The sequence below is a fragment of the Mesorhizobium sp. YR577 genome, assembly GCF_900116595.1.
Taxonomy (GTDB): Bacteria; Pseudomonadota; Alphaproteobacteria; order Rhizobiales; family Rhizobiaceae; genus Mesorhizobium_M.
On sequence record NZ_FPBI01000002.1, the window covers coordinates 128,554 to 141,502 of the forward strand.

Annotated in this window: 10 protein-coding genes; 2 read left to right on the top strand and 8 right to left on the bottom strand. The window is 60.2% G+C overall.

Annotation, left to right across the window (positions count from 1 at the left end; all coding sequences use genetic code 11):
• Positions 1 to 102: 102 nt before the first annotated feature.
• From BM413_RS03555 to BM413_RS03565, 3 genes are all read right to left on the bottom strand, one after another.
• The gene (locus BM413_RS03555) at positions 103 to 1,128 is read right to left on the bottom strand and encodes an ABC transporter substrate-binding protein (RefSeq protein ID WP_091910547.1); all 1,026 of its coding nucleotides are present in this window, start codon (positions 1,126 to 1,128) and stop codon (positions 103 to 105) included.
• A 280-nt stretch (positions 1,129 to 1,408) separates the two neighbouring features.
• Positions 1,409 to 2,986: an ABC transporter substrate-binding protein gene (locus BM413_RS03560; protein WP_091910548.1), complete on the bottom strand. Its 1,578-nt coding sequence runs from the start codon at positions 2,984 to 2,986 to the stop codon at positions 1,409 to 1,411.
• Between the two features lie 122 nt (positions 2,987 to 3,108).
• Complete coding sequence (locus BM413_RS03565; protein ID WP_091910550.1) at positions 3,109 to 4,254, bottom strand: serine hydrolase domain-containing protein; 1,146 nt, start codon at positions 4,252 to 4,254, stop codon at positions 3,109 to 3,111.
• Between the two features lie 218 nt (positions 4,255 to 4,472).
• Between BM413_RS03565 and BM413_RS03570 the strand changes: the two genes are divergently transcribed.
• A complete protein-coding gene (locus tag BM413_RS03570) occupies positions 4,473 to 5,666 on the top strand; it encodes a serine hydrolase domain-containing protein (RefSeq protein ID WP_091910552.1) in 1,194 nt (397 codons plus the stop codon).
• Between the two features lie 53 nt (positions 5,667 to 5,719).
• On the opposite strand, the gene BM413_RS03575 is transcribed toward BM413_RS03570, so the two are convergent.
• The 5 genes from BM413_RS03575 to BM413_RS03595 all read right to left on the bottom strand — a co-directional run bounded on the left by BM413_RS03575 (position 5,720) and on the right by BM413_RS03595 (position 11,343).
• Entirely contained in the window at positions 5,720 to 7,099 is a 1,380-nt protein-coding gene (locus BM413_RS03575; protein WP_091910554.1) for an aminotransferase, read from the bottom strand.
• A gap of 164 nt (positions 7,100 to 7,263) precedes the next feature.
• Positions 7,264 to 8,163 carry a siderophore-interacting protein gene (locus BM413_RS03580; RefSeq protein ID WP_091910556.1) on the bottom strand — a complete coding sequence of 300 codons (900 nt, stop codon included), beginning with the start codon at positions 8,161 to 8,163 and terminating at the stop codon, positions 7,264 to 7,266.
• Complete coding sequence (locus BM413_RS03585) at positions 8,160 to 8,951, bottom strand: beta-keto acid cleavage family enzyme (RefSeq protein WP_210188897.1); 792 nt, start codon at positions 8,949 to 8,951, stop codon at positions 8,160 to 8,162. Before BM413_RS03585 ends, BM413_RS03580 begins: the two co-directional genes overlap by 4 nt.
• A 3-nt stretch (positions 8,952 to 8,954) precedes the next feature.
• The gene (locus tag BM413_RS03590; RefSeq protein WP_091910558.1) at positions 8,955 to 9,923 is read right to left on the bottom strand and encodes a 3-hydroxyacyl-CoA dehydrogenase NAD-binding domain-containing protein; all 969 of its coding nucleotides are present in this window, start codon (positions 9,921 to 9,923) and stop codon (positions 8,955 to 8,957) included.
• 4 nt (positions 9,924 to 9,927) lie between these two features.
• Complete coding sequence (locus tag BM413_RS03595; protein WP_091910560.1) at positions 9,928 to 11,343, bottom strand: aminotransferase family protein; 1,416 nt, start codon at positions 11,341 to 11,343, stop codon at positions 9,928 to 9,930.
• A gap of 244 nt (positions 11,344 to 11,587) precedes the next feature.
• Between BM413_RS03595 and BM413_RS03600 the strand changes: the two genes are divergently transcribed.
• Positions 11,588 to 12,949, top strand: a complete 1,362-nt coding sequence (locus tag BM413_RS03600) for a glutamine synthetase family protein (protein ID WP_244537741.1) — start codon at positions 11,588 to 11,590, stop codon at positions 12,947 to 12,949.

Genomic DNA, 12,949 nt, shown 5'->3' on the forward strand with positions numbered 1-12,949 from the left:
GACCATGATCTTTTACGGATGCTCGAGGGCGGTCCGGCTTCACGGTCGTGCGGTCGGGAGAGCGCGTGCCGGACAAACCGGAACGCGCTCCCGAACGCAGGATTACTTGAACAGCGCTTCGGCGTCGCCGATGGAAAGCTGGCTGGTGTAGGAATAGTAACCCGGCTTGCCGTCGACTGCCTTCGACGCCTCTTCGAGGTTCTTGTTGTCAATGAAAGGAATCGGCAGGTACATCGCGTTACCATACTGGCCGGCCGTTGCAGGCTCCTTCAGTTCCTTGCCCTGCAGCATCAGCACGGCAACGTTGAGCGCGCTCGCCATGACGCCGGGAGGGTTGACTGACGCGCCGGAATTCAGCTTATCGGCCTTCCAGATGTCGATGAAGTCCTTGCGGATTTCGCCGGTTGCGGCAATCGACGACTCTCTCTTGGCATCCATGATCGACTTCCAGGCGCCGGCTGCCATGCCGTCCTGCACCCAGACGCCGCTGATGTCGGGATAGGTGGCGAGCAGGTTCTGCATGGCCTGCTGGCCCTGCGCCTGATCCCAATTGGCGTTCACCTCGTTGACGACCTTGATGTCGGGATAGCCCGCAAAGACTTCCTTGTAGCCGGAAACGCGCATCTCGTTGGCCGGATGACCAGCGACGCCGTTGATGGCGACGACATTGCCCTTGCCGCCCAGCGTCTCGGCGAGCCACTTGGCGCCAGCAGCACCCCAGGCCTTCTGGTCGATGCCGACATAGAGCGCATCCTTCGACGAGACTTCAGCATCTGTGGCAATGACGAGGATGCCCTGCGCCTTGGCCTGCTTGAAGATCGGATCGAAGGCCGTCGGGCTGTTCGGATTGATGATGATGGCATTGACGCCCTGGCTCATGAAGTTGCGCACATGGGCGATCTGGCCGGGCACGTCGACATTGGCGCTCTGCACCACGACCTCGACATTTACGCCCTTTTTCTTCCAGGCAGCGGCTGCCGCCTGTGCCTCCTCGATCATCTGGGTGCGCCATTCGCTGCCCACCCAGCCGTTGCTCAGGCCGATCTTGAAATCTTGCGCATGGGTCGAAAATACCGAGACGGCCAAAGCGGCGACGGTGGTCAAGGCAAGTGTCGTGAATTTCGTCATTTATTCCTCCCAGTGAATGACTGAGGCGACATTATCCAAAATGAAATCGATTTCAATAAGTTTTTTTGCCGAATGTTTGACGAAGACGTGACATTCACGGCAGGCGCGCACTTTCCAGCACCGCCACCTCGGTTCTGGGAAATCTGCCGTAGCTGGGTGCCTCGATGGTCTGCGGGACACCTGAACGAGGCGATCCGGCACTCAAACAAGATGCGACGGGCTAAGAAAAAGCCCGGGGCAAATACCCCGGGCCTGAGAAAATAAGTCTTGGGAGTACTATCTACTGCGTCTTGGAAACGCCCCATGCGCGGGGGCGGTCGAGCGGCCAGGATTCATAGCCGGTGATCTTGGTGGAGACGGCCTCGATGACCGGGAAGTAATAGAGACCGAGCATCGGCACCTCTTCGGCCATCAGGTTCTGCAAATCCTTCAGCAGAGCTTTGCGCGCATCGAAATCGGCGGTGTCGACCGCCTTGAGATAAAGCTCCAGCGCCTTCGGATTGCCGAACTGATAATTCGGTGTCTCGGTCTTGTCGCCGGTGAACATGCCGTAGATCACCATCGGATCGGGCCGCGACGAATAGCCGAAGGACTGCATCTGGAATTTACCGGCAAAGAAATTGTCGAGCTGTGCGGCCCAATCAAGCACTTCGAGTTCTACATTGATGCCGGCCGCAGTCAGCATCGCCTGGATAACGACGGCGTTGTCATACATGCCGATGTAACGCTTGTTGGTCTGAAGCTTGATCGGCTCGCCTTTGTAACCTGCCTCCGCAAGCAGTTGCCTGGTCTTTTCGAGATCATAGGCAGGCCAGCTGTCGACGAAGGACTGGTCGAAATAGGCGCTCGATTGGGGGACGCCGGACGGGTTGAATTCCGACATTCCGGCAGTCTGCGCAGTGGCGATCTGCTTGAAGTCGAGCGCATGGGCGATAGCCTGACGCATCTTCACATTGGACAGCAGCGGATCGTTGGTCTGGATCAGCATTGCCGTCAGCGACAGGCCCGGCGACGAAAGGATGGTGGCGCCATTGGCCTTGAGATCTTCCATGCGCGATGGCTGGATGGTCGAGACGACATCGACCTGACCGGCGAACAGCGCAGTCTCGGCCGCCGTCTTGTCGGGGATGATCATGAAGCGCGCCTCGTCGACAAGCGCTGTGCGGTCGCCACTCTGGCCGTCCCGCTTGCCGTTGCCCGGCACATAGCCGTCAAAACGGGCAAGCGAGATATATTGCTCGTTCTTCCACTCCTTGAGCTGGAAGGGGCCGCTGCCGATCGCCGACCCGGCGATCCACTTGCCATCAGCCCCGACATTCTTCGGGCTGGCGATCCAGATATTGCAGACCGGGTCGGCGAGTCGCACCAGGAACAGCGTGCTCGGCGCATCGAGGGTCATGACCAGCGTTCCGTCGTCAGGCGCTTCGACGCTCACGACTTTCAGGCCGCGCGAACCGTCGAAGGTTGGGATGCAGAGCCAAGGTGAGTCGGAACCGTCCTTGGAAGCCATGCGGCGCTCCCAGAGCCATTTGAAATCGCTGGAAACGACCTTGTCACCATTGTGATAGGTCACCCCTTGCTTCAACTTGAACGTATAGGTCTTGCCGTCGGCCGAAACCTCCCAGCTGTCGGCAAGCGCGGGACCGGCGGTCAGGTCGTTCTTGAAGGCGACCAGCGGATCGTAGATGTGGTAGAGGACCGAGTCCGTATTGTTGTCGGTCTTGCTCGCGTCCAGGCTGCGGATGTCGGCGCCAAGCACGATGTTGAGCGTGCCGCCCTTCTCCGGCGCCTGTGCATAGGCAGGCCCACCAGCGAGCATCGCCGCACCCAGCAGGGCTGATAACAGTCTTGATCTCATGGTTTATCTCCGAGTGTTCCTTCCGCATTTTTCCTTTGTGATCGAGCGTGCGGATTTCGCCCAAATTTGTTCCTCCCGGTGGTCTTTGCTTTTAGCCACGGAGCCGAAGAGTCCCTGCGGGATTACGTCGCCGATATTGTTTTCATCATTGCGATGACACGCTGATCGAGTTTGTCATCGATGGGGACGGTCTCCGAGGATTGCCGAACGATGACGGTTTCCGACGCCCGGTCGATCCAGACGCACTGCCCGAAGATCCCCATGCCTGCGAGTGCGCCCGTGCCGGTTTCGTACCAGTAGGCGCGGTAGCTTCCACCGGGATAAAGCAGTCGCTGGTCGCCCTGCGACCACACCTTACGGTCACCGCCGGCCCACAGCGTCTCGATAAAGGCTGCCGGCACGATGCCCTTGCCGCCCTGTCGGACGAGATCGCCGAGCCGCGCAAGGTCTCGCGCCGTGACCGAGATGCCGCCCGACGAGCGTGGATTGCCGGCACGATCAACAGTGATGAACGCGTCCGTGTGCGCGCCCATCGGCTGCCACAACGCGTTGCTGAGAAACTCGGCATAGCGCTGGCCCGATGCAGCTTCCACGACAAGACCCGCCATGTCGGCATTGGGCGAGCGGTAAGCGTGCTTCGATCCATGTGGATGTGGTGCGCGCGGCAATGAACACATGAGTTGGCGAAGCGTCGGCGTCGGATCGTCGGCGCGTTCCGGGTTCCACAGCATGGCGCGGCGGTAGCGATCGAAGTCACCGTTCTTGTCGAGATATACTTCTTCGAAATCGATAGCGACCGTCATGTTGAACAGGTCGCGCACGGTCAGGTCGTCATAAGCTGAACCAACTGCATCAGGGATGTACTTCGTCACGAGATCGGCGAAGGAGAGCTTGCCTTCGGCTTCGAGAATGCCTGCCAACAGGCCGGTAAAGGACTTGGAGATCGAAAAGACGATATGGGGCCGCGAAGGATCAGTGTGCGGCGCATGCCATTCGGCGATAACGTCGCCACCACGCATGATGACCAGGGAGTCGCTATTGCTGTCGCTCAGGAAATCCGGAAGAGCGAGCTCCGCCCCATTGACATTTGTCACTTTCACATCCGCGAACTTGCCCAGCGGTAGCGCGGCTGCCTCCTCCAGACGTGCGCTTCTGGCCTGAGCCGAAGGGACAAATTCCGACACGTTCTGGAAAGTCCAGGTTGAATAGGGCCTCTCGCGCCAGTTGGTCAGGTTGATGTCGGAACGCTTGAAGCTGCTGGCACTCATATGTGTCTCTATCCTTCATCGCAGGAACAACAATTTAATGAGTATATTGCGATCGCAGATCGCGCAATATAAAACCTGATCGTACACTCAATTTTGTCGTAGCGCTTGTGGTTAAACGATAATCCCAAGAAAACCAAAAGGACGAGGCTTTCAAAACTGCCAAATTTGATATCAGATAAAATTTCGTATTATGCCGCGATCATTCGAGGAACCAACCAATGCCCGACCAGCCGCTGAACCCGCGCGACCCGTTGAACCCCGGCGCGCCGATCATTCCGCGCGACACCTGGGACTGCCCGCCCCACAATCGCTGGACCTTCCAGCACATTCGGGAAATGACCGCGACCGCCCAGATATGGCGAGGCACCGACCCAGCGCGCGCCCTGCCCTCTGCAACGCAGGATCTCGGAGCGATCACCTTCGACGTCGGCGGTGAAAAGCGCAGCGTCGCACAATTCCTCGACGGCTCCTTCACCGACGGCTTCCTCGTCCTGCACAAGGGAAAGATCGTCGCAGAAGAGTATCGCAATGGCATGAAACCGCATGGCCAGCACCTCGCCATGTCGGTCACCAAATCCATTACCGGCATCGTGACGGGTATTCTTGCAGGCCGCGGCGTGATCGATGTCGATGCGCCGATCACCGACTATCTGCCCGAGCTTGCGGTCACTGGTTACAAGGGCGCGACTGTCCAGCACATCCTCGACATGACAAGCGGGGTCGTCTTCGACGAATCCTACACGACACCCGGCTCGCATATGCAGAAGATCGGTCAGGCCTGCGGCTGGTCCGTCTATGAGCGGACGGACTGGCCGCGCACCATGTGGCACCTGATCCTGTCGCTTGACGAAAGGGAAAGAGAGCACGGCGCGCTTTTCAAATATCGGTCGATCGAGACGGACGTCCTCGGCTTCGTCCTGGAGCGTGTGACCGCGACTTCGCTTGCCGATCTCATCAGTCGCGAACTCTGGTCACCGATGGGTGCGGCGGAAGACGCCTATATCACCGTCGATGACGGTGGCGCAGCACTTGCCGATGGTGGGCTTTGTGCAACGCTGCTTGATTATGGCCGCTTTGCGCAGTTGCTACTTGACGGCGGTGCGCGAGATGGAAGGCAGATCGTGCCGGCTGCCTGGATCGAAGCGACACGCAACGGCAATGGCGATCTCTATCAGGGTATCTATCGCACGGTTCTTCCGGACGGAGCCTATTCCAACAAATTCTGGATCGAGGACACCAGCCGCCGCGCCATGTGGGCGCGTGGCGTCTTCGGGCAGTCGATTTATATCGATCCCGATTCCGATTTCGCAGTGGTGAAGCTCTCCACCTGGCCGGAGCATTCCAGCCTGGATCGTTCACTGGAGCTGTTGGCAGCGATGCACGCCATTCGCAGTGCGCTCGGAGCGGACTGAGACGAAAGGTGCCGGAGATATCTCCGGCACCCTTGATCCTTCAAGCCGCGACGTCAGCCTGCGCGGCGCAAATCTGCCTCGGCGCTGTCCAGCGCTTTGGCCAGACGATCACAGGCCATGTCTACATGCTCGCGTGTCCAGATCAGCGGTGGCGCCATGATGATGGTGTCGCCCACCGAGCGCACCATGAAGCCGTTGGCTATCGACAGGTCCCGAACCTTGTCGCCTGACGCGCCACCGGCAAAGCGCTCGCGCATGCCTTTGTCCTTGACGATTTCGATCGCGCCCATCAGGCCGATCGCACGCGTCTCGCCGATCAGATCGTGCGTGCCGATACGCTCGGCAAGTGCTGCGGCGAAATAGGGACCGGTGTCGTCCTTCACCCGATCGATCAGGCCTTCGCGCTCAATGATCTCAAGGTTCTTGAGTGCGACAGCGCATGCGACCGGGTGCCCGGAATAGGTGTAGCCATGGTAAAACTCACCACCCTGGTCGACCAGGGTCGAAGCGATGCGGTCGCCCACCAGAAGCGCTGACAAAGGTTGATAGCCCGAGGTCAGCGCCTTTGCAGTCGTGATCGTATCGGCTTTGATCCCATAGGTTTCGGAGGCGAACCAGGCACCGGTGCGACCATAGCCGGTGATGACCTCGTCGATCATCAGAAGCACATCGTATTTGTCGCAGATGCGCTGGATCTCAGGCCAGTAGCTTGCCGGGGGTATCTTCACCCCGCCCGCGCCCAGAACCGGCTCGCCGATGAACGCCGCGACATTTTCCGCGCCAGCATCAAGGATTGCCTGCTCGACGGCGCCAGCCGCCCTGAGCCCAAAGTCATGATCGCTTTCGCCCGGCAAGGCCAGTTCGAAGGAATATGGCGGCATGACATGAACGATGTCCGGCACCGCGCCATAGAGCTGGCTGTGCATGCCATCCATGCCACCAAGCGATGCACCGGCAATCGACGAGCCGTGATAGGCTGACTTGCGTGAGATCACGATGCGCTTCGTCGGTTTTCCTTCCAGTGCCCAATAGTGCCGCACGAGCCGCAGCGCCGTGTCGTTGGCCTCCGAACCGGACGAGCCGTAGAAGACCTGATTGACATTGGCGGGAGCGAGTTCGGCGAGCTTCGCCGCCAGCAGCACCGGCGTCGGCGTGGTGCAACGGAAGAACGAGTTGTAGAAGGGCAGTTCCTTCATCTGGTCATAGGCAGCCTTGGCAAGTTCTTCGCGGCCATAGCCGACATTGACGCACCACAGGCCCGCCATTCCATCGAGGATCTGCGTGCCTTCGCTGTCATAGATGAAGGGGCCTTCTGCCCGTGTGATCATGCGTGCGCCGGTGCCACGGAGTTCCTTGTGATCCGTGAAGGGATGAAGATGATGTGCGGAATCGATCGCCTGAAGCTGTGCCCGGGAGAAATTCTGGTAGGTCATTTTGCTTGTCCTTGTGCGTGAAACAGATGGAGTCTCAGGCAGGTTGAACAGGCGGCGAGTAACCGATCCGGGCGCAAAGCTGCAAAAGCTCAGCGTGACGCGTGCGCGACGACGGGGTGACCGCGCAAAGCGCGACATTGCAGAAATCTGCGATAGCCGGCGGCCTAAGCACGGACCTTCCCGTGCCGCCAGTAGCCCATCATCGTGAGATGTCGGCGGTCTATACGCTTCTCCTTGATGAAGAGCGTTCGGATACGGCTGACGGCGGCGGTTTCACCGGCGATCCAGCCATAGAAGGCATTGTCGATGGTCTCGGCACGATCCCACAGTGTATCGTGATCGACATCGATCGCTTCGAGTTCCATTGTGTCCGCGCCAAGCACAGATGCCGGTATCACGGCAGCTCCCGCCGCCGCGATCATCTGCGCACCGTAAGCGTGATCGTCTTTCCCGCGTGGCAGCCAGGCCAAACTTAGCCCGTCCCATTGCGGCAGGTCGATCACATCGGCTTCACTCGGCACCTCGATGAAGGCCTGCGTGGCAGGCTTCGCGTTCCCGCCGGCAATCTCCTCAAGGATTCCGGCGGCGGCCGGGAGTGCAGTTTCATCGGCTATCAACAGAAGCTGCGACAGGCCCGCCGGTGGCTCCCAGTCAAAGCCGCCGATCACGCCATCGAAACGCCGGTTCGGCGCGGAGATCTGGATGCGATCGCCCGGCTCGGCATACATGGCCCAGCGTGAGGCAGGGCCGTTGTCGCCATGCATGACGAAATCGACGACCAGTTCCCGCGCGCCGGCGTCGAGCGAGCGGATCGTATAGGTCCGCATCGGTGCACGCTCGGCAGGTGATATGGATTTGTAGATCTCGTACCAATCTGCCCGATTCGGGATCGCGGGAGGCGTGCCATCAGCCTTCGGAAAGAAGAGCTTGATGCGCTGGTCCGGCGCGCGCGTCGTCATATCGGCGATCTGCTCGCCACCAAAAGTCAGCCGCGCCATATGCGGTGTCAACATGCGCTTGGAAGCAAGAAAAGCCTCAAATATCCGATAGGGCCGTTCGCTCATGCAGTGCCTCCCATCCGCCTGAGATTGGCAGCGATGCGATGGATTTCCGCGACCCGCTCTTCGTTGGAGGCGGCAGTTCCGCCATCTGCATTCCAGAGGCTGTTCTCGAAGCCGACGCGAACCTTGCCGCCAGCCCGCAGTGCCGCTTCGAGACATGCGGTCTCGCCGCGGCCGAAGGCGCAGACCATCCAGTCCGGCGCTTCGGACAGGTCTTCCGCCGCTGCAAGAAATGACGCAAGGTCGTCCGGCGTGCTCTCCTGATTCACCGAATAGCGCCCAAGCACATAGATCACCGACGGTGCGCCCGCTGGAACAACGCCACGCGCCATCAGCTCGCCGAGCCGCCTGACGTCGGCGGCATCGTAGAGGATGTGCTGCACGTCGATGCCTTCTCGCTCGCACCATGCGTAAAAAACCGCTGCCACCGCCTCGTCGGCCTGGGTAGGACAGAGTTCGCGCAACGCAGCTGAGATTGCTTTCGGCCTGAGCGTTCGCACCAGTTGCATCTGCTGTGGCGCCGAATAAAGCCCGACCGCTTCCGTCGATATCTGCACCACCATATCCGGCACTTTCTCTGCGAGGCGTTCGAGAAGTGCTGCGTAAAGCCCGGCGTCGAGAATATGGCCGCCATCGGCGCCACGCACATGGGCGTGGATCGCGCCGGCTCCGGCGCGTCGGCAGGCCAGCGCTGTCTGGATTATTTCGTCGATCGTCATCGGCAGGGCGGGATGATCTGCCTTGGTGCGGCGGGCGCCGTTCGGCGCGACCATGATGAGCGGAAGAGCCATGGATCACCCATCCTCCCTTGTATCGTCAGCGAGGGCCTTCAGCACGGTGATCATCAGCCGGTCGCGGCGCGACTTGAGTTTGTCGATGGAACGTCCATCCGCTTCGTCCGCGACCCCTTCGACAAGCTTTGTGCGGGTCGCGGCATCCAGCTTCGGTGTGCCCAGCGTTGCCCAACGCGCTTCCTGCGCCGGACCGAGATGGTTCAGATAGGCTTCGATGCCGCCCTCCCCGCCGCCAAGATGGTAAAGCATGTGCGGCCCGTCGATCGCCCAGCGCAGGCCCGGTCCGAAGCGTATCGCGCGGTCGACATCCTCGACGGAGGCGATACCTTCCGCAACGATGTGCACCGCCTCGCGCCAGAGTGCAGCACTCATGCGGTTGGCGAGATGTCCCACAGCCTCCTTCGTGACCCGAACCGGCGCCTTGCCGATCCGCTCGAAAAAGCGATAGGCCGCATCCTGAGCCGCAATGTCGGTGCGCTGTCCACACACGATCTCGACCAGTGGCACCAGATGCGGCGGGTTGAACGGATGTGCGACGACAACGCGCTGTGGGAACGAACAGCCGACCTGCAATTCGCTGGCCGGAAAGGACGAAGTGCTTGACCCGATCACGACATCGCAAGGAGCGACAGCATCGATTTCGCACAGCAACGCCTGCTTCAGCTCGATCTTTTCGGGCGCATTTTCCTGAACATAATCCGCGCCGGCAACAGCCTCGCCAAGTGTCGGGAAATAAGCCAGCGCGCCAGCGCCGCCCTTCGATCTTCCATCGAGCTGTGCGAGATCCGCAAGTGCCTCACGGACGATCTTGCGCAGGCGCGCTTCGCCATCGGGAAGCGGATCATAGGCCCTGATCACCAGCCCCCGGCTCAGGAAATATGCCGCCCATGCGCCGCCGATCAGGCCACATCCGATGATGGCGACAGTTCGGATTTCTTCACTGCGATAGGCAATCGGCGCTGTGCTCATTCGTTCAGATTAGTCCTTCACTGCGGAGTTCCTGCGTCACATCTTCGATCGCGTTGCGCAAGCCCGCGGCGATGAGCGCGACCTCTTGCTCGGTGACGATGAAGGGCGGCGACAGCGCAATGATGTCGGAATTCGGCAGGCCACGCACCAGAACGCCATGCCGTCGGGCGGCTGTTGCAACGCGGCCCGCGATTTTGGCCATGGCAGGCAGCCTGGCTTTGGTGTCCCGGTCGGCAACCAGCTCTACGCCCATCATCAGGCCGGCGCTGCGGATTTCCCCGACAATCGCACAGCCGCCGATCGCAACGTCGAAGGCTGCGCGGAAATCGCCTGCGATCGTGGCGACACGCTCGACAAGGCCCTCGCGTTCGATGATTTCAAGATTGGCGAGTGCGGCAGCAGCACAGGTTGGGTGACCTGAATAGGTGAAGCCGTGAGCGAAGACGCGCCCGTCCTTCGAGGCCTCCTCGAAGGCCGACCAGATTTCATCGCCGACGAAGACTGCCGACAGTGGCAGATAGCCGCTGGTCAGGCCCTTGGCGGTCAGGATCAGGTCAGGCTTCATGCCGCAGGCTTCCGACGCGAACCAGGTGCCGGTGCGCCCGTAACCGGTGATCACCTCGTCCGCGATGAGCCGCACATCGTGCAGATCGAGAACTTTCTGGATCTCCTGGAAATAGCCGCGCGGCGGCGGCAACACGCCGCCCGTTCCCATGACAGGTTCAGCCACGAAACCAGCCACAGTCTCTGCGCCTTCGGCGCGGATCATCCGGTCCAGTTCGTCGGCGAGATAGGCCGAATAGGCTTCCTCGGTGTGACACTGGCGCAATGGGGCATCGCGATAAAGATCAGGCCGCGAAACATGCCGGGCGAAATCGAGCGGAAGGCCGAAATTCTGATGCACCATCGGAATACCGGACAAACTGCCCGAGGCGACGGATACGCCATGATAGGCGTAGTCGCGCGAGATGATCTTGCGCTTTCCCGGCTTGCCCCGGCAGATGTTGTAATACCAGAGCATTTTCACGGCCGTGTCGTTGGCATCGGACCCGGACGAGCCATAGAAGACGCGCCGCATGGATTTCGGTGCCAGCGAAAGCAACTTCTCCGACAGGCGGATACTCGGCTCATTGCTGATGCCGTTGAAGGAATGGAAATATGGCAGCTTCTGTGACTGCGCAGCGATTGCATCGCTGATCTCGCGGCGGCCGTAACCGACATTCACGCACCATAGACCGGCCGCGCCGTCGATGAATTCCTTGCCACTCGCATCAACGATGCGCGAGCCCTTCGCCTCGACCATGACCAGCGCGCCATTTGCCTGCTGATCGGCGATCGCCGTGAAGGGGTGAAAGAAAGAGCCGCGGTCGGAAGCGACCAGAGCTGCATTGTCGAATTCCTGGCCGACATGTTCATTCATGCGCTCAGCGCCTCCCTGATCGTAGAACCCTGCTGCGTGATCATTTTGTCATTTCGATATTGCGATCGCAGATCGCATAATGTATTTCAGAAAAATACCTTTGCTGCCAATAAGAAATTTGATTTCCAACGATAAATTTTTTCGTCAAGCCAAGGCAGAGGGGCATAAACTGCAGTTTTTACAGGCAGTCGTAGGGCAATGCCTGCGCCACGCCTGGGCTAGCTACCACTAATGGGAGAAACAATTGGGATCGACCCAACCAATAGATGACGCTCTGACATGGCTCGCGAAGCATCCCGAGATCGACAGCCTGCGAGTTGCCGTCTGCGATCTGAACGGCGTGCTGCGCGGCAAGCGCATCGCCGCTGATCAGGCCCGCAAAGCGCTCGAAGGTGGCATGCGCATGCCATACTCCCTTGTCGGTCTCGATATCTGGGGCGAGGACATTGAGGGCAATGCACTCGTCTTCAGCAATGGCGATGCCGACGCGATCTGCCACTGGACCGGCAGGCATATTCTGCCGATCGATTGGACGTCGCATCCGACTGCGCTGGTGCCGCTTTCCCTGGCGCATGACGATGGTTCGCCTTTTCTTGGCGATCCGCGCCAAGCGCTTGCCGCGATCCTGAAGCGCTACGCAGAGCTTGGGCTGACGCCGGTCGTGGCGACGGAGCTCGAATTCTATCTCTTCGATCCAACGTCGAAGAAGCCGGTCGGTCCGGTTTCGCCCGTGACGGGCAAGCGGCTGGATTCCGACGCAGCCCTCTCCATCGACGAGATCGACGCGTTCGAATCTTTCATCCACGACGTTTACGCCTCGTGCAGGGCACAAGGCATTCCGGTCGATACGGCGATTGCCGAGAATGGCGTCGGACAATTCGAGATCAACCTCAACCATCTGCCGGACGCCTTGCGGGCTGCTGACGACGCGGTCCTGTTCAAGCGCACCGTCAAGGGCATCGCCCGCAAGCACGGCTTTGCCGCCAGCTTCATGGCCAAGCCTTATGGCGACCGTGCCGGCAACGGGCTGCATGTCCATTTCAGCCTGCTCGACCGTGATGGAAACAACATCTTCAACGACGGAACCGACAAAGGGTCGGATGCGATGCGTTACGCGGTCGGCGGATTGCTCTCCGGCATGGCCGAGAGCACGCTGGTCTTCGCGCCCCATTTCAATTCCTACCGCCGGCTGCGGCCAAACTCCTATGCACCAACGGTTGTCGCCTGGGGCTATGAGAACCGTATGGTCGCAATCCGCATTCCGGGTGGCCCAAACAAGGCACGCCGCATCGAGCATCGCGTCGCCGGCGCTGACGCCAATCCATACCTCGTGCTGGCCACAGTCTTAGGAGCGGCTCTGATCGGCATCGAGCGCAAGCTGGAACCAGGCGAACCAATCGTCAGCGATGTCGGCTCCCACAGCCTGCCCAAGCTGCCGCCGGACTGGGTATCAGGCATCAACGCGTTCGAGGCTGGTCCGTTGATGGCCGAACTCTTCTCGGCTGATTTGCGTGACGCTTTCGTCGCCTGCAAACGGCAGGAACTCAACACTTTTGCCAAAGAGGTGAGCGATTTCGAAATAGACACCTATCTGGAGAGCGTATAG